This is a genomic window from Salinibacterium sp. AL4.1 (assembly GCF_059767305.1).
The window spans coordinates 566,478-587,722 of the sequence record NZ_JBSOQK010000001.1; the positions used below are offsets into that span (position 1 = coordinate 566,478).

The window sequence follows — 21,245 nt, forward strand, 5'->3', positions numbered from 1 at the left end:
TGGTTTTCCGTCGAGACGCATCAGAATCGACGGCGTGCGGGCATCTCCTGCACATGCTTCAACTCGGCAGCGGATGCCGGCGCCGAACTCAAACGATGTGCCAGTCGAGAGGTCCACGGGCTCGCCGTCGCACCATGGGCAAAGACACTCACGAGGATCGTCCACACCGCCACGGAGAAGACGGTATCGGCCACGGCTCCACTCAGCTCATCGAACACGAGCAGCGCGAACAAGATTGAGGCGAGCCCTCGCGGCCCGAACCAGCCGATGAACAGCCGCGTCTCGAAGCGAGTGCCCGACCACGCCAGCGCAAGGAGAACCGGCACCATGCGCACCACCGTCAGCGACAGCACCACGTAGAGCGCGATCTGCCACGTGAGCGAGGTGAGGATCGGCGCTGCAAGTACCGCACCGAACACCAAGAAAGTGATCGAGCTGAGCAGCTCTCCCTCGTCTTCGGTGAAATCTTGCACATCCTCGCAGTGGTCGCGGGCCACCGCGCTGAACGCAAGACCGGCGACGAACGCAGCAATGAAGCCGTTGCCCCCGAGGGCGCCGGCACTCGCATAGGCCGTGACTGCGATCGCGATGGTAGCTAACTGGCGGTAAATGCCGTCAACCCAGCCCGCGCGTGCAGCTCGGCTCAGCGACCACCCGCCCACAACACCAACGAGCCCGCCGAACAGAATTCCGAAGCCGATCTGTTGCGCGGCGAAGAGGCCCCAGCTTTCGCCCGCAGCGGCGCCCGTTTCTGTGGCGGCAATCGCCAGAAAGACCGTCACAACCGGAACCATGATTCCGTCATTGAGGCCGCTCTCCACGTTGAGGGCCTGCCGAATGCGAACCGGCAACCGCTTATCGCTGACAACCGCTTGGCCGAGCGCGGCATCCGTGGGCGCCAGGATCGCGGCGATGAGGGCAGCCTCGATGAAAGTCAGCTCACCGAACAGGGCCCAGGCGGCGACCGCTCCGAGCACAATCGTGAGCGGCAGGCCGATACCCAAGAGGCGCAGCGGAAGAAAGACCTGCGTGCGCAACGCGCGCAGATCAATGCGCACGGCATCGGTAAAGAGCACTAAGACAAGGGTGGCCTCGACAAGGATCGAAACGACCTCACTCTTGAGGTCGAGCTGAAACCACTGCGCGCCCACAATGCCCAGCAGGATGCCCGCCGCGGTAAACACCATCGGCGCGGTCACGGGAGACAGCGCCAACTTGCGCGACACCATCGCGAAGGCGAAGATCACGAAGGCGACGATCACGAGTTCGGTCATGGTTCCTCCGCTGCGGTCGATCGCCGCCTTTTATCTCAGAATAGTCGTCGCGCGATTCTACGGACGGGGCCGCCCGAGCACTGATCGGATTAGTGCATGCGCTGGGCGATTTCCACCAGCACATCCGCTCCTTCATGATCGCGCGCAGCCGCAGGCAGACGCACAGCACTGAGGGGGCGCGTTATACGCAACCCCGCCAAGGGAACCTTCACGAGCGAACCATTTGCAAGTTGTTCCCGCACCACCACGATGCTCAAGACGGCAGCAAGCTCGCCTCCGGTGAGTGCCGCGCGGATCGCGCCGCTAGACGATAGCTGGAGCACGGGCGCGATCGCCGGATGCCCGGCCTCCGCCAGTGCGCGCTCCACAACGAGTCGAGTGCCCGATCCGTGCTCCCGCGACACTCGAGGCGCGTGGGCGAGCTCGGCGGGGCTGATAGGCCTGACTCGACGAGCCCAAGAGTGTTGGGGGCTCACCACCACGACCAGCTCGTCGACCGCAATGAGTTGGCTGTGCAATTCGGCGGGAATGTCGGGAGTCTCAACGAAGCCGACATCTACCGCTCCCCGCACGACAAGATCGAGCACGTTCGCGCTATTGACAGCTGTCATCTCGAGCCGAGTGGTCGGTGCGGCATGACGCAACTCCATGAGCCAGCGAGGCGCAAGGTGCTCGGCAATCGTCAAGCTGGCAGCAACAGCCAGTGATGGCGCGGGCGGGGCAGCTAAAGCTTCGGTCGCCGCCGTGAATCGCTCTGCAGCGACGACGAGTTCCTCTGCCCATTCCGCGACGACGCTGCCGGCGTCCGTGAGCCCGGTGCCATGGCTGCTGCGCTTCAGCAGAGTAAGCCCCAGCTGGGATTCGAGAGTCGTCATTCGGGCGGACACCGCTTGTTGACTGCTCCCGGCGCGACGGGCCGCCTCGGTCAAGCTTCCGCTGGCGCCCACGATGGTGAGGATGCGCAGGCTTTCGAGATCGGGGAATGACATGCGCGCGGTTCCAGTTAGACAGAGGGCGGTTACAAAGAGAGGTTGTTGCGCTCCAACCCTAGCCCCGTCGCCGACAGCTGCCCGTATTTCGAGAATCGAACCATGACCTTTCCCGCCAGCACCGCTCCCTCGACTCCTGACCCCGTTCTCACGACCACCAGAAGCCCGCGCCTGTTTCTTCGCGAACTCAGTAACCCGCGGCTCGTCGTCTCGAACATCACCCCCAACTGGTTCGCCTCAGTTATGGGCACTGGAATCATCGCCAATGCCGCAGTGACGCTTCCCCTCTTCGCACCTCAACTGCGCGCCTTCGCTACCCTCGTCTGGTTAGTTGCGTCAGTGCTCCTCGTCGGGCTGCTCGCCGCGACCGCAGCCCACTGGGCCGCCCATCGCGACGTTGCGCGTTCGCATCACCGGCATCCCGTCATGGCTCATTTCTATGGCGCACCGCCCATGGCGCTCATGACCGTTGGCGCCGGCACGCTCCTCCTCGGGCCAACCGTGATCGGAGCAGATGCCGCGCTCATCGTTTCCCTCACACTGTGGTCAATCGGTACTGCACTGGGGCTCGCCACCGCGGTGGTGGTGCCATTTCTGATGTTCACGAGTCTGTCCACCGCCGATGACTCCGCGTTCGGCGGGTGGCTCATGCCCGTCGTGCCGCCGATGGTCTCTGCCGCGACGGGCGCTGCGCTCATCCCGCACCTACCCGAGGGCGAGGCGCGACTCACAATGCTGCTCGCGTGCTACGCCATGTTCGGGCTCAGCCTGATCGCGTCGATCGTGATCATTACGCTCATCTGGGGGCGATTGGTACGCCACAAGATTGGCCCGTCGGCGGCCGTGCCCACTCTCTGGATCATTCTTGGCCCGCTCGGGCAGTCGATCACCGCCGTCAACCTCTTGGGAGCGGTCGCCCACTTCGCGGTACCCGCCGAGTTTGCGGATGCCCTGACATTCTTCGGCATCATCTACGGCATCCCGACTCTCGGTTTCGCCCTGCTGTGGGTAGCGCTCGCCATCACCATGACTGTGCACACCGCGCGCCAAGGGCTCCCGTTCAGCCTGACGTGGTGGTCATTCACGTTCCCCGTCGGCACGCTCGTGACCGGCATGAGCGCGTTAGCGTTGCACACCGGAGCCCACGTTCTTGAGTGGATGGCCGTCGTTGGCTACGGAGCTCTCGTCACGGCCTGGCTAATCGTCGCTGTGCGCACGTTCAATGGAAGCGTGCTGAGGGGAACCCTGTTTCTTGCTGCCGCACCGGCAGCCGTGGCGGACGCACCAACAACGACCGCTGCTGGCGTGACCGCTACCCGGTGAGAATCGTGATTGTTACGCATCGCACAAATCTGAGCAGGTTTGTTAGCACGAGGCGCACACCGCTGCCCGCGAACTATGACTAGGGTTATTCAGGCACCCGCCTATTCAGGCTGGGCTCTTCACAGTTCGCAGACAAAGGAAAGGAGCGTCGCGTGTCGACTCTCACTTTGACCCTCGGCCGGCCCACGCTCGCCGACACCGTCTTTTCTCGTAGCCTCGCCACTGACATCACGCTCGTTGCCGCCGGCGCCGCTTTGACTGCTGTGATGGCCCAGGTTGTTGTGCCGCTGTACCCCGTGCCGATCACGGGCCAGACGCTCGCTGTGCTTCTTGTTGGTGCATCGCTTGGCGCAACGCGTGGTGCGCTGTCGATGGCGCTCTACGCACTGCTCGGCCTGGTCGGGCTCCCCGTCTTCAGCGAAGCTTCCTCCGGGTGGAGCGTTCTTGCCGGCACGACCGGTGGCTACATCATCGGCTTCATCGTCGCTGCGGCCTTTACGGGCTGGCTCGCTCAGCGCGACTGGGACAAGAAGTTCCTCGGCGCGGCGCTCTCATTCCTTGGCGGCACCGTCGTCACCTTCGCCTTCGGTCTCACCTGGCTCGCCATCGTTACCGGCGGAACTCTCGAGCAGGTTCTCGCTTGGGGTCTCTACCCGTTCATCATCGGTGGACTTATCAAGGCCGGTATCGCCGCCGCCGTGATCCCCACCACGTGGAAGATCGCCACGAAGTTCTCGCGCAAGCAGGACTAGCGCTCGCTCTTTAGCTTCACCAACCGGGTCGGTTTGCTCAGGCAAATCGGCCCGGTTTTTTGCCCAGTTGGACTTAATGTACTCAGTTCAACAATAATTGAGTGTCTCGCACCCGAGCAGCATTTCTCCCCCACACAAGGATCCCCGTGAACGCGCCCCGCATCCTATTACTCCCCCTCTCGATAGCGGCCAGCGCCGCATTGCTTGCCGGCTGCATAGCGACGACCGAACCGGCTGCTGAGCCCGTTGACGGCGGCACGCTCGTGTACGCGACCGGCGACGCTGAGCCCGGATGCCTCGACCCCCACGTCGGCGGAAACTACCCACAGGGACTCATCAGCACCCAGTACCTCGAGTCTCTGGTCTCCAAGGACAGCGACGGCGAAATCATCCCGTGGCTCGCCACCGACTGGACCGAGAGCGAAGACGGACTCACGTGGGATTTCACGTTGCGTGACGACGTGAACTTCACCGACGGCACCCCCTTTGATGCTGAGGCCGTTAAAGCGAACATCGAGCACCTGAAAGACCCCGACACCGCCTCCTCCACCGGCTACCTCGCCGTGGGCAAGATCGACGGCATCGAAGCCGTCGCCGCCGACCAAGTACGTTTCACCCTGTCGGCGCCCGACAGCGCGCTCCTCGAGTCGTTCTCGCAGCCCTGGGTGAGCATCCAGTCCCCCACTGCGCTTGAGCGCGACCAAGCCACCAACTGCGAGAGCCCCGTAGGCACCGGCCCGTTCATCGTCACCGAGTGGGTCAAGCAACAGTCGGTCACTCTCGAGCGCAACGATGATTACAACTCCGCTCCCGCTGACGCCGAGCACACCGGCGCCGCCCGCCTCGACGCTATTGAGTGGCGTTTCATTCCGGATGCCGCCACTCGCTACGCGGCTCTCCAGTCGGGCGATGTCGACGTGATCGACAACGCGCAGCCCAATAACATTTCGTCCGCCGCCGACGTGGCCACCATCGAAGAACTCGACGCGCCGCGCCCCGGAGCCGCCAACCGCATCGAGCTGAACTCGGGCAAGGCGCCATTTGACGACATCCGCGTGCGCGAAGCCTTCATCCGGTCTGTGGATGTCGACCCTGGAATCGAGAGCCTCTTCTTTGGAACAGCCGAGCGTTCCTACTCGGTACTCTCGAGCGTCGAAGGTGCGGGCATCTCGACCCCTGACGTGTTCACCACCGACCCTGAGGCCGCGAAGACCCTGCTCGACGAAGCCGGCTGGGACACGATCGACTCCGACGGGTACCGCACGAAAGACGGCGAGCGCCTGAGCCTCACGTTCCCCATAAGCACGAACCAGTCGATCCCGGCCGAGCAGTCGCTCTTTGAGCAGATTCAGGCTTCGGCGAAAGATGTCGGCTTTGAGGTCATCCTGCAGCCGACCGATTTGTCGTCGTGGTACGGCGCACTCTTCACGAACGAGTACAACCTCGTAAGCGCTCCGTATACGAAGGTCGGCGCTGACGTGCTGCGCATTCTGTACCACTCGGACTCGATCATTCCGGCGCCGAGCGGGTACTACGCGAACCTCGCCCAGCTCAGCGATCCTGCTTTGGACGAGATTCTGACGACGGCAAGCGAAGTCTCGGATGCCGGCGAGCGCCAAGAGCTATACGCCGAGGCACAGTCAATCATTGTCGATGGCTTCTATGTTCTGCCCCTCTACGATCAGCAGAACCACTACCTCTACAGCACGAACGTTGAGGGCTTCCGGGCTTTGCCACCGGTCGCCGCGCCGACGTTCTACGATGCGTGGTTGAGCAACTAAAGGAACGCCCTCTGTGACGGTTTCGGCTGACACTGCTGCATCAGCGAGTGTCTCTGCCCCAGCGACGCGATTGCGGTCGCTGGGGTGGATCGCGCGCCGGGTGGGCGGCGGCGTGTTTGTTTTGTGGGCTGTCGCAACCGTCATTTTCTTTGCGCTGCGGTTGATTCCGGGCGATCCGGTGGATGCAATTCTGGGCGGCCCCGGTTCTCAAGCGTCCGCCGAAGCCGTGGCTCAGATTCGCGCCGACTACGGCCTCGATCAGCCGCTGATCGTTCAGTATTTTCTGGCGATGGGCAAGCTAGCCGTCGCTGACTTCGGCAACTCCTATGCGCTCAAGGTGGCGGTGGCGCCCTATGTGCTGACGCAACTCTGGTCGACGCTCGTGCTCACGATTGCTGCTCTGGTCGTGGCCTGGCTGGGCGCTCTTGCCCTCACTTTGGCGACGAGCGGTCGCGGGCGCGTCTCGCGGGCGATCGGGTCGGGTCTCGAATTGCTGGCGGCTGCCGTTCCCCACTTCTGGTTGGCATCGCTACTCATCATTCTGCTGAGCAATACGCTGCACTGGCTCCCGCCGATTAGCGTGCCCGGCCCGCTCGGCCTCGTCTTGCCCGTGCTCACTCTGGCGCTCCCTCTCACCGGCTTCCTCGGTCAGGTGATGCGCGAGTCTCTCGCGAATGCCTACGAGCAGTCCTTTGTGCTGTCGGCGCGGGCTCGCGGCGAGAGTGAATGGGGAGTGCGGCTGCGTCACGTGCTGCGTCACGCGGCCCTGCCCGGCATTTCACTTTCCGGCTGGGCTTTCGGCTCGCTCCTCAGCGGTGCCGTCGTCGTCGAAACGATCTTCGCGCGACCCGGCCTCGGCAGAACACTCCTGAACGCCGTCACCATCCGCGACATCCCCGTCGTTACCGCCGTCGCGCTACTTTCGGCGCTGACCTTCATCCTCATGACCATTGCAACGGATGCCGTCGACCGCATCGTCGATCCGCGCGTGACGGAGGTGGCAGCACGATGACGGAAATCTTGGCTGGCCGTCTCTCGCAGCCTGCGGGGCGCGCGGGCGGCATCCGGGGTCGCCGCGGCTTGCTGCGCAACACGGGCGTCGTGATTGCCCTCGCGGTTCTCGCGCTTATTCTGACCGCCGCTCTGGCGCCCCAGCTCATCACGACCGCTGACCCGGATGCCGTAGCCCCGGCCGAAGCCTTCCAGTCACCATCGCTTGCTCACTTCTTCGGCACCGATGAATCCGGTCGCGATGTCTACACCCGCGTTGTTTTCGGAGCCGGAAACTCGCTGCTCATCGGAATCGCCGCGACCGTTGTGGGGCTCGCGCTCGCCCTCATTCTGGGCCTGCTGGGCGGCCTCGGCAGCAGAATCGGTGACTTCGTAAGCACCCGCATCGTTGAGGTCATGTTTGCTCTTCCCGGCCTACTGCTAGCGCTCGTCTTCATCGCGATTGCCGGCCCCGGAGTCGTCACTTCAACAGTCGCAGTGGGCCTGTCGACCGCACCCGGCTATGCCCGCATCATCCGCAGCCAATTGCGCAGCGTGCGCAGCGCCAGTTATGTGGAAGCCGCGACCGTGCTCGGGCATTCGCGGGCGCGCATCGTGTGGCAGCACATTCTGCCCGGCGCGCTCTCGCCGATCTTTGTGCTCGGCACCCTCGGCGTCGGCCAAGCGATCGTCTGGGCCTCCTCGCTCGGGTTCCTCGGGCTCGGCGTCGCCCCACCCGCCGCCGAATGGGGTGCCATGCTCTCCAGCGGCCGCACCTACATCGATGTCGCGTGGTGGCTCACGGTCTTCCCCGGCCTGGCTATCGTCGCCACCGCCGCGTCATTCACTGTGCTTGGTCGCGCCCTCAACGCGCGCACCCGTCAGGAGGCCCGCGGATGACCGCCACCCCACTCCTACGCGTGAGCAACCTCAGCGTGCACTTCGACCGCGCCGCCCGCCCGGCCGTTGACGATGTCAGCTTCGAGGTGGCCGCCGGCGAATGCCTCGCCATTGTCGGAGAGTCTGGCTCAGGCAAGAGCGTCACGGCACGTTCCCTGCTCGGGCTTGCGCCTGCCGGAGCCCACGTGAGCTTCAGCGAGTTGAGTCTGGCGGGAGAAAGCCCTCCGGCACCCGGTGCTCGACGGTGGCGAACGATTCGCGGAGCATCCATCGGGCTGGTGTTGCAGGATGCGCTCGTGTCCCTCGACCCGTTGCGCCCGGTCGGCCGCGAAATCGATGATGCACTGCGGCTGCACACCACGCTGAGCCAGCGCGAGCGTCAGGACCGCGTGCTTGAGCTATTGGATGCTGTAGGCATTCCCGACCCTGCCCTGCGAGCCCGGCAACGCTCGGGCGAGCTCTCGGGCGGACTGCGCCAGCGAGCGCTCATCGCCGCCGGAATCGCGGCCGGCCCCGCACTCATCATCGCCGACGAGCCCACGACCGCTCTCGACGTCACGGTGCAGGCGCGCGTGCTCGAGCTGCTGTCGTCGTTGCGCAATAACGGCACCGCCCTGATTCTCATCACCCACGACTTGGCGGTTGTGTCGCGCGTTGCCGATCGAGTTGCCGTCATGAACGAGGGCCGCATCGTGGAGACCGGGGAAACGAACGCTGTTTTGCGGGCGCCGGCAGCGCTGCCCACCCAGCAGTTGCTTGCTGCTATCCCCGTGGATGTTCCGCGCGGCGTTCCGTTGACGCTGCCGTCGGATGCCGAGGCCGTTCCCTTACCCGGTAGCGATGCCAAGCCTCGTACGGATAGTTCGGCCGGGGGTACGGCGGTCATTGCACATGTCGATCGCGCGGTAGCCAGCACGACTCCAACAAACCTCGCCACTGCCACCGCGAGCGCCGCCCTCCCCAGACCACCAGCTCTCGAGCTCCGCTCGGTGTCACGTCGCTATCCGACGCCGCACGGCAGCGCCATCCAAGCCCTCGATAACGTCTCGCTCACGCTCACCGCCGGCACGACGCTCGGCCTGGTGGGCCAGTCGGGCTCGGGCAAGACCACGATCGCACGCATCGCACTCGGGCTCGAGACCGCCGATAGCGGCGAGGTGCTGCTCGACGGCCACGAATGGGGTTCGCTGAGTGCCCGCGAGCGCCGCCCGCTTCGTCCCACCCTGGGCGCGATTTACCAGGATGCCTTGAGCTCGTTCGATCCACGGTTGAGCGTCGAGCGCATCCTGAACGATGCCCTCAGCGCGCGAGCATCCGACACTCGCCCTTCATTGACGACAACGGCTGAACTGCTCGACGCTGTGGGTTTGTCTCAGTCGCTCAAAAACCGTCGTCCGCTGCACTTGTCAGGCGGTCAGCGGCAACGGGTAGCCATTGCGCGAGCACTGGCACCGGGGCCACGGACGATCCTGTGCGACGAGCCGGTGTCGTCGCTGGATGTCTCGACTCAGGCCCGGGTTCTGAATCTGCTCGACGAATTGCAGCGCCACCTTCACCTCAGCTATCTCTTCATCTCGCATGACCTCGGGGTGATTCGCCACATGAGTGATCGCGTGGCTGTCATCAACGAGGGCTGCGTCGTGGAGAGGGGCGAGACAGATGAAATCTTCACGAATCCTCGGCATCCGTACACGCAGTCGCTACTCTCGGCGCTGCCGCGAGTGAGAGGATGATGCCGTGACACCTCCCCGCTCGGCCACCCGTGGTCGCCCGCCCGCTGCCTCTCGCGAACTCCTCCAAGAGTCTGCCTTCGAGCTGTTTATCGAGAACGGCTACACCGGCACCACTGTCGACCAAATCGCGACCCGAGCCGGAGTTAGCCGCAATACGTTCTTCAACTACTTCGAGGCAAAGGGCGAAGTTTTCTGGGTCGAACTGGATGCCGCGACCGAGCGATTGAAAGCCGCATTGGTGGATCAGCAGGCCCCTCCCGCTGACGCGCTCACCGCCATCCGCTCGGCAATGCTCGCCGCGGTTGCACCGTTGGAGTCACAGCATGTGCCGTTCATTCTTACCCAGTACGACTTGATTGGCAGCGCGGCCGAACTGCAAGCATCGGCGATGAGTCGTTTCGCCACGCAAGCGCGACTCTTGACAGGCTTCGCCGAGCGTCATGGCGTGCACCCGGCCGTGGCGAGAGCCCAGGCGTATGCGCTGATTGCTTGCGTGGTGGCGGCGGCGCAAGAGTGGGCGCAGGCGGGGCCGCAGCGGGGTCACCTTGAGCCGTTTGTCGAGCGAGCACTCGACTCGGTGCTCGCCACGTCGCACGTTGCCTGACAGTTATTGAGCAGCTCTCGACACAGGCCTGTAGCGGGTTTAGGCTTCAGCCACGCTGGACAGCTTGCATGATCCCCCATCTTGGAGCGACGCCATGAGTAACGATCAACCCACTGAACGATTCGATGCTCAGAGCGGCGACGCGCCCACGGTGCGCTTCGAGCCTGCTGGAGGCGCTCCTACCGGCGGTGCTTCCGCCGGAGTCACTACGCCGCCGGGTTCAGGGGAGCCTCCGGCCCCTCTCTCGGAGCCGGAGGGCAAGTCACGCACCCTACTGATTATTCTGACGATTGTGGGCGGACTACTTCTCATCGCTCTCGTGATCGCATTGACGCTGATGGCGACACGAGGCTCAGGCGACTCCGTACCGGTGGCGACGTCGCCGACTCCGTCTTCCACCGAAAGCGAGAGCCCTTCTCCTGAGCCGAGCGAAAGCGAGACTGAGGAACCAGCCCCGGAGGCCGAGCCGACGACTGCTCCGCCGCCAGCAGCGAGTCCGTCATTCGCCACGTTCAGCGCCCCGGAAAGCGCGATGTGTACGTCGGCGAACCCCACGAGTCAGCTCACCTTCTCGTGGAGCAGCACGGATGCCGTACGCGCGTGGATCGGCGTACGAACGACAAATGCGAAAGCTGAGCCCTACGAAGAAGTACCCACGACGGCGACCTACACGATCGACTATCAGTGCAGTAATGACTCTGAGGTCTACACCGTCACGCTCGAGGATTCTGCGGGCACACTCGCCCATAAGTCGGTAACGGTCACCAAGAACTAGGCTCCGCCGCAATCTTCGTTCCGGCTCGTCACAGCGTTCGCGTTCGGCCTGCCCTCTTCAGTTACGATTGGAAATACCACTCACACTCAGGCACCTCTTCTTTGACTCGGTGCCGCACATATCGAACCGGAGAAATAATGTCGTCGAGCGTTCCCGAAAAGCCCGCCCTAGAAGGCCTCGAAGGCAAGTGGGCTCCCGTCTGGGAGAACGAAGGTACGTACCGGTTCGATCGCCAGAAGGCGCTCACCGATGGTTCTGACTGTGTCTTCTCGGTCGACACTCCCCCGCCAACGGCATCCGGAAGCCTGCACATTGGCCACGTCTTCAGCTACACCCACATGGACCTGGTTACTCGCTTCCAGCGCATGCGTGGCAAGGAGATCTTCTACCCGATGGGGTGGGATGACAATGGTCTGCCCACCGAGCGTCGGGTTCAGAACTATTACGGCGTACGCTGCGACCCCACGCTCCCCTACGACGAGGGCTTCGAGCCTCCGCAGCAGGGTGGCGAAGGCAAGTCAACGAAGGCTGCCGCGCAGCTTCCGATCTCGCGCCGCAACTTCGTTGAGCTCTGCGAGACGCTGACCGCTGAGGACGAGAAGCAGTTCGAAGACCTCTGGCGCCAGCTCGGATTGAGTGTTGACTGGAACCTCACCTACCGCACTATTGGCGACGACGCTCAGCGCGCCGCCCAGCGTGCGTTCTTGCGCAACCTTGAGCGTGGCGAGGCCTACCAGGCAGATGCTCCCACCCTGTGGGACATCACGTTCCGCACGGCCGTTGCGCAAGCCGAGCTCGAAGACAAAGAGCAGCCTGCCGCCTACCACCGCCTGGCTTTCCACAAGGCGGATGGCGAGGACATCCACATCGAGACGACGCGCCCCGAGCTTTTGCCGGCCTGTGTTGCTCTCGTGGCTCACCCTGATGACGAGCGTTACAAGCACCTCTTCGGCACGATGGTAAAGACGCCGATCTTTGGCGTTGAGGTTCCGATTTTGGCCCACCACCTTGCTCAGCAAGACAAGGGTTCGGGAATCGCCATGATTTGTACGTTCGGTGACGTCACTGACGTTGTCTGGTGGCGCGAGCTTGATCTGCCGAACCGCACGATCATCGGTGCCGACGGCCGCATCATTGCTGACGCTCCCGATGTCATTGTGGGTGACGCCGCGCAGGCCGCCTACGCCGAGCTTGCGGGCAAGACTGTCTTCAGCGCGAAGGCCGCCATGGTCGAGCTCTTGAAGGCCTCCGGCGAAATGATCGGCGACGCTAAGCCGATTCAGCACCAGGTCAAGTTCTTCGAGAAGGGCGACAAGCCCCTCGAGATCATTTCAACGCGCCAGTGGTACATCACCAACGGTGCCCGCGACGAGAAGCTGCGCAGCCGCCTTCTTGACGCTGGCCAGCAGATCAACTTCACCCCCGACCACATGCGCGTTCGCTACGACAACTGGGTTGGTGGCCTCACGGGCGACTGGCTCATTTCGCGCCAGCGCTTCTTCGGCGTTCCGATTCCCGTCTGGTACGAGCTCGACGCCGAGGGCGAAAAGGGTTCGCCAATCGTTCCGAGCGAAGACTCGCTGCCGATCGATCCTTCATCGGATACCGCTCCCGGCTACTCGGAAGACCAGCGTGGTGTCCCCGGAGGCTTCGAGGGCGAACTCGACATTATGGACACGTGGGCCACCTCGTCACTGACCCCGCAGATTGCCGGTGGTTGGGAGACCGACCCTGAGCTGTTCAACGTGGTCTTCCCCTACTCGCTGCGCAGCCAGGGCCAAGACATCATTCGCACGTGGCTGTTCTCGACCGCGCTGCGTTCGGAACTCGAGCACGGAACGGTGCCGTGGAAGAACGCCGGCATCTCCGGCTTCATCGTTGACCCCGACCGCAAGAAGATGTCCAAGTCCAAGGGCAACGTTGTGACGCCCAAGGGCATGCTCGATGACCATGGTTCGGATGCCGTTCGCTATTGGGCAGCATCCAGCCGCCTCGGAACTGACGCGGCCTTCGACCCGCAGAACCCGAAGCAGATCAAGATCGGTCGCCGACTCGCGATCAAGGTCTTGAACGCCTCGAAGTTCGTTTACTCATTCCCGGCTCCCGCTGCTGCGGCAACGGATTCCGGTGCAGTCGTTACCGAGGCTCTCGACCTGGAGATGCTCGCTGAGCTCGCTTCGGTCGTTGAGCAGGCCACGACCGCCCTCGAGAACTTCGATCACGCCAAGGCGCTCGAGGTCACCGAGAAGTTCTTCTGGACCTTCTGTGACGACTACCTCGAGCTCGTCAAGGAGCGTGCCTACGGCGCCGGAACACCCGGAGCTCAAGCGAGCGCGAACCGTGCGCTGCACACTGCAATTGACGTGTTCCTGCGCCTCTTCGCACCGTACCTGCCGTTCGCTACCGAGGAGGTCTGGCGTTGGACGCACGACACCTCAGTTCACTCGGCATCGTGGCCCACCGCCGACGAACTCGGCGTCACCGCTGAGCCGAGCGGTCTGTTCCACGCGGTCAGCCAGGCACTCATCACGATTCGTCGCGCCAAGACCGACGCGAAGGCATCGCAAAAGACGGAAGTAACCTCGGCCACCCTCGCGGGACCAGCCCTGATTGCTGCCGCTATTGACGACCTGAAGGCTGTTGGCCGCATCCACGATCTGACGATTGTGGAAGCCGACGAGATCGAGGTTCGCGACATCGTTCTGGTTGAAGCTGCACCGGAGGCTTCTGCCTAAAGGTCTACTGAGGGTTCGGCGCCGGCACGGCGTCGAACCCCAAAACCGCGTATTGTTGAATAAATGACGAATTCAGAGAAGCCTTCGTACACAGTTCGCGACATTCAGCAGGACGATTTTGACCAGTGGAAAGCACACTTCGTAAAGTACGGAGTGTTCTACGACACTGAGTTCACCGAAGAAATCGTGCAGGGCGTTTGGGAATGGCTCATGGATGACTCGGCACAGCTCAACGCTGTCGTTGCCGTGGCCCCCGAAGGCCGTCCCACTCCTGGCGCAGTTGCCGCTTTTGGCCTGTACCGCCGCCTGCCCGACACCTTCACCGCCTCGTGGGGCTGGTTCATGGATGACCTCTACGTCGACCCCGAGCACCGCGGTGCCGGAGTTGCCGGAACGATCATCGACGACATCGCTGCCCGTGCGGCAGAAGATGGCGGCGGAAAGCTCCGCTGGATCACCAACAAGGAAAACGACAGCGCTAAGGCTCTCTACGACAAGGTCGCTGACCGCACGTCGTGGATCCTGTACGAAAAGAACGTTTAATGCAGCTCGGCACACGATGGTCGGTCGGCGGCGACGTACCCGAACGCCTCGGCGCAGCAATGCGCGAGGCGATCGCTGGTGTTGAAGCGGATGTCGCCCACCTCGATACAAGCGCGTGGCGTTGGACGCTCACGTGGCTTGAATCGCGTCCTGTCGCCGAACTCGACGACGGCACCGTCGTGCGCCAACGCGCCGACGGCACCGTAACCGTCGAAGAACCCGTTTCGTAGGGCACCCGTCGTAGGTCTTTTCCACACGACCTTTCTGCAGAACCCGGTAAGCCGCCGGTGAGATTACGCTCGCGCGAGAATCTCACCGTGCGGCATCGCCATCCATCCCTCGGGCGAATCAGCCCACTCACGCCACGCGCTGCTGATCTGCTGCAGTACCTCTTGTGTGGCCAGCGACTTGCTCAGGGCGTCGGCGGCGAAGGCCGATTCCAACACTCGTGCCTCCCACATGCTGCCCCACCACTCGCGGTCAGTGTCGTCGGAGAAATTCCAGATCGAAGCCGACGTCACCACATCAGTCAACCCCGCCTGCAACGCCCACGACTTCAGACGGCGGCCAGCATTCGGCTCTCCCCCATTGCTGCGGTGCACCGCGTCGTACACGTCAGCCCAGACCTTCAGCCCCGGCAGTTCGGGGAAGCAAATGGTGCCCGCATAGTCGACGTCACGCACCGCAATGAGACCGCCCGGTTTAGCGACGCGCTTCATTTCCACGAGAGCCGCGACCGGATCGCCCAGATGCTGCAGAGTCTGATGCGAATGCACGAGATCGAAACTGTTGTCGTCGAACGGCAACGCATAGGCGTCGCCCACAATAAAACTCAGGTTGGCGGCGGTGAAAGCCGAGGCTTTTTCTATCGCGGCGGGAGCGGCATCCAGCCCGACAACGCGGCCGGGGGCCAATCGGTCAGCAAACTCCGCTGTGATCGTGCCCGGCCCGCAGCCGATATCGAGCAACGAGAGCGCGGATTCGAGATGCGGCTCGAAGTACGCCGCCGAATTGGCGATCGTACGCCAGGTGTGCGACTTCAACACACTTTCATGATGGCCGTGGGTATATCGCTCGCTCGTCATCTTCCGAGAATAGGGTAGAAGAATGACCAATCCTTTCTTTGAGCCCAGCACGCTGCCCTTCGGCATGCCACCCTTTGCCGACATCGAAGACGAGCACTACGCTCCCGCGTTCGAGAAGGGTATGGCCGAGCAGCTCGCCGAGATCGAAGCGATCACAGCGCAGGCTGAAGCGCCCAGCTTTGAGAACACCATGATCCCGCTCGAAAAGAGCGGCCAGTTGTTGAGCCGGGTCGCGATCGTCTTCTTCAACAAGACCTCCGCGGACGGCGATGCAGCCTCGGATGCTCTCGAAGAGGTCATCGCTCCCCAACTTGCCGCGCACAACGACGCCATCAGCCTCAACAGTGCCCTCTACGAACGCATCCGCAGCATCCGTGACGGTCTCAATGACACCGAGCTAGATGCCGAAGCCCGCTACCTCGTCGAGCGTTACTTCACCGAGTTCACGCTCGCCGGCGCCGGACTCTCCGACGAGGCCAAAGCGACCCTGCGCAACTACAACTCGCGCCTGTCGACCCTCACGACCAAGTTCGAGAAGAACTTGCTTGCCGACACCAACGACCTCGCCGTCGTGGTGGACAGCATCGACGAACTTGACGGCCTTGACTCCTCCGAAATCTCGGCGGCTGCCAGCGCCGCACATGATCGCGGGCTCACCGGCAAGTACCTCATCACGCTTATCTTGCCCACTAACCAACCACATCTCTCCGTATTGAAGAATGCGGATGTTCGCGGCCGGGTTATGGCGGCGTCGCGCACCCGTGGCATCCGCGGCGGAAAGTTCGACAACCGCGAGCTAGTGCTCGAGATCGCAAAGGTTCGTTCGCAGCGTGCGGCTCTCCTAGGCTTCGAGAGCCACGCGGCCTGGGTCACGGCCGATGAGACTGCGCAGAACCCGCAGCGGGTCGCTGACATGCTTGGCAAGCTTGCTCCCGCCGCAGCGCGCAACGCTCGCGACGAGCACGCGGCTCTCGAGAAGCTCGCTGGCACCGAGGTGACGGCCGCCGACTGGGCGTACTACGCCGAAAAGGTGCGCGCCGAGCAGTACAACGTCGACACCGCCCAGATGCGCCCCTACTTCGAGGCGGAGCGCGTGCTGCGCGACGGAGTCTTCTTCGCCGCCACCAAGCTCTACGGCGTCACCTTCAGCGAGCGCCACGACCTTGCCGCGTACCACCCCGAGGTTCGCGTCTTCGAGGTGACCAACGAAGACGGCACTGAAGTGGGGCTCTACACTCTCGACCTCTACACGCGGGATTCCAAGCGCGGCGGAGCATGGATGAACTCGCTCATCGCACAGTCAGACCTACTCGGCCATCCGGTGATTGTCACCAACAACCTCAACGTGCCGAAGCCGGCCGCCGGTGAGAGAACGTTGCTGACCTACGACGAGGTCAACACGCTGTTCCACGAGTTCGGGCATGCGCTGCACGGGCTCTTTGCCCGCGTCACATACCCCAAATTCGCGGGCACCAACACCTACCGCGACTTTGTCGAGTTCCCCAGCCAAGTAAACGAAATGTGGATGCTCTGGCCCGAGGTTCTCGACAACTACGCCAAGCACTACGAGACCGGTGAGCCCATGCCCCGCGAGATCGTCGAGCGCATTCAGGCCAGCGCCGCCTTCAATGAGGGCTTCCTCACGAGCGAGTACCTAGCCGCTGCCCTGATCGATCAGGCGTGGCACCGCATCGGCGTTGCTGACGAGGTCACGGATGTCGCCGCTTTCGAAGCGCAGGCACTGGCCGAAGTCGGTCTCGATAACCCCGCCGTTCCCCCTCGTTACTCCAGCACTTACTTTCAGCACATCTTCGCGAACTCCGCCTACGACGCTGGCTACTACTCCTACATCTGGAGCGAAGTGTTGGATGCCGACACAGTGAAATGGTTCACCGAAAACGGCGGCCTCGCCCGCGAAAACGGCGACCGTTTCCGCTCGCGGCTGCTCGGCGTTGGCGGGTCGAAGAACCCGCTCGATGCCTTCCGCGACTTCCGCGGTCGCGACGCCGAACTGCAGCCACTGCTCGACCGCCGCGGCTTGAGCTAAGCCGAGTACCCCAGCACGTCACTGGCGGCGCGAACGATCGCATTGGCATTAATGCCGTGCAACTCGTAAGCGTCCTCCACGCTCGATGACTGTCCGAACTCGCTGACTCCCAAGTTGCGGGTACGGTCCCCTCGCACTCCCGCCAGAAAGGCGAGAGTGTGGGGGTGACCGTCCATTACCGTCACGAGCGGTGTTCGAGCATGAGCCGGGAACAGTTCGTCGACGATCGATGTTCGCGCGGATGCCGCAGCGTCGTACCGCTGATTGATGGAGCGGAAAATCAGGTCGGGGCTCGTAAGACACACCACGCCGGCACGGATGCCCCGCGACGTCAGCCGTTCTGCCGCATCAATGACCTCGGGCATGATAGCGCCCACTCCCACGAGAGTGACGACGTCTTGGCTCGGGTCGTGAGCACTCAGTCGATAGCCGCCGGCGATCGCTTGGCGGCGACGTCGCTCGCGCAGTGCGGGGTCGTCGGGCAACGGTGCGAGCTGTTGGTCAATGGGACGGGTGGAGATGCGGAAGTAAGCCGATTGCCCACCAGTAGCCCCGATCTGCTGCATGGTGGCGAGCAGGCACCACTCGAGGTCCTGCGCAAAAGCTGGCTCCCACGCGATGCAACCCGGCTGCTCAAGACCGATGGACGGCGTCGTAATCGACTGGTGTGCGCCACCCTCCGGAGCCAGCGTGACGCCTGACGGGGTGCCGATCAGGATCGACTGACCACCCGAATAGATGCCGTACGACCAGGGTTCGAGAGCCCGCGACACAAAGGGGTCATAGAGCGTCGCGATTGGAATCAGGGGCTGTCCCCAGCGACTCCAGGTCGAGCCAAGCTCTGCAGCCAAACACACAAGGTTCACCTCGGCAATACCGAGTTCGATGTGCTGCCCTTGCGCGCCCTCACTCCACTTGAGGAGACGATCGGTGTCGTCAGCGAACCAATCGTGCCGCTCACCGACCGACCACACGCCGGTTTTGTTTATCCAGCCACCCAAATTGGTGGATGACGCGACATCCGGACTCAGGGTGACAACCCGGCGCGCCACCTCGGGCGACGCGCGCTTCAGATCAAGCAAGAATCGACCAAGCGCCGCTTGGGTGGAGATGAGCGGCTTGTAGCTCCACGGCAACTCGCTTGGCACCGGGGCGATCGCATGTTTTTCGATCGCGGGCCGCTGGAGGCGTGCTGCGGCATCCGCACACACGGTCGCTTCTGCACTGCCCGGCGCAAACTTCTGCCACGGCTCATCGAGCGACATTCCCGACAGCTCGGCGAGCTCCTGCATTTGTGTTTCGGTGAGCTGGGCGGCGTGGTTGTTCGGATGACCTTCGGTGGCGAGACCTCGCCCCTTCACCGTGTAGGCGAAGATAACTGTCGGGCGCTCGGGGTCAATGTCTCTGTACGTTTCTGACAGCAAGTGGATGTCGTGCCCACCGAGGTCGCGAATGCTTGCCGCGAGCTCCTGCGGGCTCAGCCCCGCGACGAGCTGCTCAAGTTCTGGCAAGGCGCCGTCGCCGAGCAAACGAGCATGGACTTCGTCGGGGTGACTACGCAGCAGACGCTGGTATTCCTCGTTGGGCATCGACTCGAGACGTTCGCGCAGGTGCGCTCCCCCGGGCTGCGCGAAAAGCGCTTGGATGCGGCGCCCCCACTTGCAGGTGAGAACTTGCCAATCCGCCGCTGCGAACATTCCCTGAAGGCGCGCGATCTGCACGTCGGGAATGACGCGGTCGAGTGATTGTCGGTTGAGGTCAACGATCCAGACGAGCTCGCCGAGCTTGCGCGCACCCGAGTCGGTGACCGCTTCCCACACCGCACCTTCATCGAGTTCGGCATCGCCAAGGAGGCTGATGAAGCGCCCCGACTCTGGAGTTTCAGGAAACTGGTCGCGCACATAACGATGCGACATGGCGGCCCAGAGCGGTGCGGTCGCCCCAATTCCCACGCTGCCGGTAGAGAAATCAACGGTATCGGGATCTTTGAGCCTGCTGGGGTAGCTCTGCAGCCCGCCCAGCTCGCGCAGTGTCGGGAGGTATTTCTCCTGAAGTTCCCCCATCAGGTAATGGATGGCGTGCAACACTGGCGAAGCGTGCGGCTTCACCGATACCCGATCGATAGAGGTGAGCTCCGAAAACCAGAGCGATGTCATGATGCCGACCATCGATGCACTCGATGACTGATGCCCGCCCACTTTGACCCCGGATGCGTTGGCACGCCCCCGGTTGGCCGAGTCGATAATCGCTGTGGCGGTCCACAACACGCGCTGCGCTATGGAGTCGAGCACATCATCGCCGAGACTCGCGGCCGCCGACAGCGGGCGTGAGTTCACGGCGGGCTCCGACTCCGCAGCGACGAGAGCGTGAGCTCCGATGTACCCTGCGGTCTCTGCAGTCTCGGCAGTCTCGGTGGACTCTGTTGCGGGGGTGGCGGCTGGGCTGCTGTCGTGCGTCATCTATCGGTCCTCACTGAGCGCGAATCGTCGTCATTGACTTACTGAGTTACCGGTGTGGCTTCGCGCTTTCCGCGGCCGGCCAGCGCGCAGCCACACCCGAATAGTGCGTCTAGCGGAACAACCCGCTGTAGGCGTTGAGTGAGAGCTGGCCGCCGAGGTGAGCGTAAAGCACGTTGCTGTCGGCAGGGATCTCACGGCTAGACACGAGGTCGATCAGGCCGGCAAGCGACTTTCCTTCGTAAACAGTGTCGGTGATCATGCCTTCGAGAGTTCCCCCGAGTCGGATAGCCTCGAGCGTCGAGTCGACTGGGATGCCGTAGAGGTCTCCTGCCCAGCCTTCGAGCACGGTGATCTCGTCGTCGCGCAAGTCGCGGTCGAGACCAATCAGCTGGGCGGTGTGGCGTGCGATTCGGCCAACCTGGTCGCGAGTCTTCTGGAGAGTGGCCGAGGCGTCGATGCCGATGACGCGACGCGGACGCTCTTGCCCGGCGAAACCAGCAATCATTCCCGCATGGGTGGATCCGGTCACAGTGCACACGACGATGGTGTCGAAGAACACACCGAGCTCGCGCTCTTGCGCTTCGACTTCGTCAGCCCAGTTAGCGAAGCCCAGACCTCCAAGGTGATGTTCGGAGGCGCCAGCCGGGATCGGGTACGGCTTGCCGCCCGAGGCTTCCACGTCGGCGATCGCGTTCTTCCAGCTGTCGCGAATACCGATATCGAAGCCGGAGTTGTCGAGCCGAACATCCGCTCCCATAATGCGGGAGAGCTGGATGTTGCCCACACGGTCACTGAGCGGGTCGGGCCAGTCGACCCAGTTTTCCTGAACGAGAACTGCCTTCATGCCGAGCTTCGCCGCGACTGCAGCAACTTGGCGCGTGTGGTTGGACTGGTAGCCACCGATGGAGACCAGCGTGTCAGCTCCCTGAGCGATGGCATCCGGAACGATGTATTCGAGCTTGCGAGTCTTGTTGCCGCCGAAAGCCAGGCCGCTGTTGACATCTTCGCGCTTAGCCCAGACGGTTGCTCCCCCGAGGTGCTCACTCAGGCGCGGCAGTTGATGAATCGGGCTCGGGCCGAACGTGAGGGGGTAACGCTCGAAGTCTGAAATCGCCATGAGGGCTCCTGTCGTCGAGGCCTTATGGCCTAACCAATATGCAATATATTGCAGCTTCGAGATGGCGATGTCAACCCCTTCGCCGACGACAACATGCACGGCGCGCGACCCCCAAGACCACCGGCTTTGAATACGCGC

General features: G+C 63.2%; 17 protein-coding genes. 12 read left to right on the plus strand and 5 right to left on the minus strand.

Translation table 11 applies throughout. The annotated features are described in order from the left end of the window. Positions 1-20: 20 nt before the first annotated feature. Complete coding sequence (locus tag ACWTV3_RS02755) at positions 21-1,274, minus strand: cation:proton antiporter (protein WP_498476733.1); 1,254 nt, start codon at positions 1,272-1,274, stop codon at positions 21-23. Positions 1,275-1,363: 89 nt separating this feature from the next. Further along, positions 1,364-2,263 carry a LysR substrate-binding domain-containing protein gene (locus tag ACWTV3_RS02760; protein WP_498476734.1) on the minus strand — a complete coding sequence of 300 codons (900 nt, stop codon included), beginning with the start codon at positions 2,261-2,263 and terminating at the stop codon, positions 1,364-1,366. A 102-nt stretch (positions 2,264-2,365) separates the two neighbouring features. Here ACWTV3_RS02760 and ACWTV3_RS02765 point away from each other — a divergent pair, with 102 nt between their 5' ends. The 11 genes from ACWTV3_RS02765 to ACWTV3_RS02815 all read left to right on the plus strand — a co-directional run bounded on the left by ACWTV3_RS02765 (position 2,366) and on the right by ACWTV3_RS02815 (position 14,629). Further along, positions 2,366-3,586, plus strand: a complete 1,221-nt coding sequence (locus ACWTV3_RS02765; protein ID WP_498476735.1) for a TDT family transporter — start codon at positions 2,366-2,368, stop codon at positions 3,584-3,586. Between the two features lie 152 nt (positions 3,587-3,738). Then, positions 3,739-4,338: a biotin transporter BioY gene (locus tag ACWTV3_RS02770; RefSeq protein WP_498476736.1), complete on the plus strand. Its 600-nt coding sequence runs from the start codon at positions 3,739-3,741 to the stop codon at positions 4,336-4,338. A gap of 146 nt (positions 4,339-4,484) precedes the next feature. After that, positions 4,485-6,119 (plus strand): ABC transporter substrate-binding protein, encoded by a 1,635-nt coding sequence (locus tag ACWTV3_RS02775; protein WP_498476737.1) that lies wholly within the window; start codon positions 4,485-4,487, stop codon positions 6,117-6,119. A gap of 13 nt (positions 6,120-6,132) precedes the next feature. Continuing rightward, on the plus strand, positions 6,133-7,131 hold the full coding sequence (locus ACWTV3_RS02780) for an ABC transporter permease (RefSeq protein WP_498476738.1): 999 nt from the start codon (positions 6,133-6,135) through the stop codon (positions 7,129-7,131). Beyond that, entirely contained in the window at positions 7,128-8,009 is an 882-nt protein-coding gene (locus ACWTV3_RS02785; protein ID WP_498476739.1) for an ABC transporter permease, read from the plus strand. Before ACWTV3_RS02780 ends, ACWTV3_RS02785 begins: the two co-directional genes overlap by 4 nt. Further along, on the plus strand, positions 8,006-9,742 hold the full coding sequence (locus ACWTV3_RS02790; RefSeq protein WP_498476740.1) for a dipeptide ABC transporter ATP-binding protein: 1,737 nt from the start codon (positions 8,006-8,008) through the stop codon (positions 9,740-9,742). The genes ACWTV3_RS02785 and ACWTV3_RS02790 overlap by 4 nt, the downstream gene beginning before the upstream one ends. Positions 9,743-9,746: 4 nt before the next feature. Continuing rightward, positions 9,747-10,346, plus strand: a complete 600-nt coding sequence (locus ACWTV3_RS02795; protein WP_498476741.1) for a TetR/AcrR family transcriptional regulator — start codon at positions 9,747-9,749, stop codon at positions 10,344-10,346. Positions 10,347-10,440: 94 nt separating this feature from the next. Next, the gene (locus ACWTV3_RS02800) at positions 10,441-11,121 is read left to right on the plus strand and encodes a hypothetical protein (RefSeq protein ID WP_498476742.1); all 681 of its coding nucleotides are present in this window, start codon (positions 10,441-10,443) and stop codon (positions 11,119-11,121) included. A 137-nt stretch (positions 11,122-11,258) separates the two neighbouring features. After that, positions 11,259-13,856, plus strand: a complete 2,598-nt coding sequence (gene valS, locus ACWTV3_RS02805) for a valine--tRNA ligase (protein WP_498476743.1) — start codon at positions 11,259-11,261, stop codon at positions 13,854-13,856. A 63-nt stretch (positions 13,857-13,919) separates the two neighbouring features. Continuing rightward, the gene (locus tag ACWTV3_RS02810) at positions 13,920-14,399 is read left to right on the plus strand and encodes a GNAT family N-acetyltransferase (protein ID WP_341619702.1); all 480 of its coding nucleotides are present in this window, start codon (positions 13,920-13,922) and stop codon (positions 14,397-14,399) included. Next, entirely contained in the window at positions 14,399-14,629 is a 231-nt protein-coding gene (locus tag ACWTV3_RS02815) for a hypothetical protein (RefSeq protein ID WP_498476744.1), read from the plus strand. The genes ACWTV3_RS02810 and ACWTV3_RS02815 overlap by 1 nt, the downstream gene beginning before the upstream one ends. Before the next feature lie 63 nt (positions 14,630-14,692). Here the strand turns inward: ACWTV3_RS02815 and ACWTV3_RS02820 are convergent, their stop codons facing one another. Then, entirely contained in the window at positions 14,693-15,484 is a 792-nt protein-coding gene (locus tag ACWTV3_RS02820) for a class I SAM-dependent methyltransferase (RefSeq protein WP_498476745.1), read from the minus strand. A 22-nt stretch (positions 15,485-15,506) separates the two neighbouring features. Between ACWTV3_RS02820 and ACWTV3_RS02825 the strand changes: the two genes are divergently transcribed. Further along, complete coding sequence (locus ACWTV3_RS02825; protein ID WP_498476746.1) at positions 15,507-17,531, plus strand: M3 family metallopeptidase; 2,025 nt, start codon at positions 15,507-15,509, stop codon at positions 17,529-17,531. Here ACWTV3_RS02825 and ACWTV3_RS02830 read toward each other — a convergent pair. Both ACWTV3_RS02830 and ACWTV3_RS02835 read right to left on the minus strand, forming a co-directional pair. Continuing rightward, a complete protein-coding gene (locus ACWTV3_RS02830) occupies positions 17,528-19,990 on the minus strand; it encodes a thiamine pyrophosphate-binding protein (RefSeq protein ID WP_498476747.1) in 2,463 nt (820 codons plus the stop codon). The genes ACWTV3_RS02825 and ACWTV3_RS02830 overlap by 4 nt on opposite strands. 109 nt (positions 19,991-20,099) lie before the next feature. Next, positions 20,100-21,107: a 1-aminocyclopropane-1-carboxylate deaminase gene (locus ACWTV3_RS02835; RefSeq protein WP_498476748.1), complete on the minus strand. Its 1,008-nt coding sequence runs from the start codon at positions 21,105-21,107 to the stop codon at positions 20,100-20,102. Positions 21,108-21,245 lie beyond the last annotated feature (138 nt).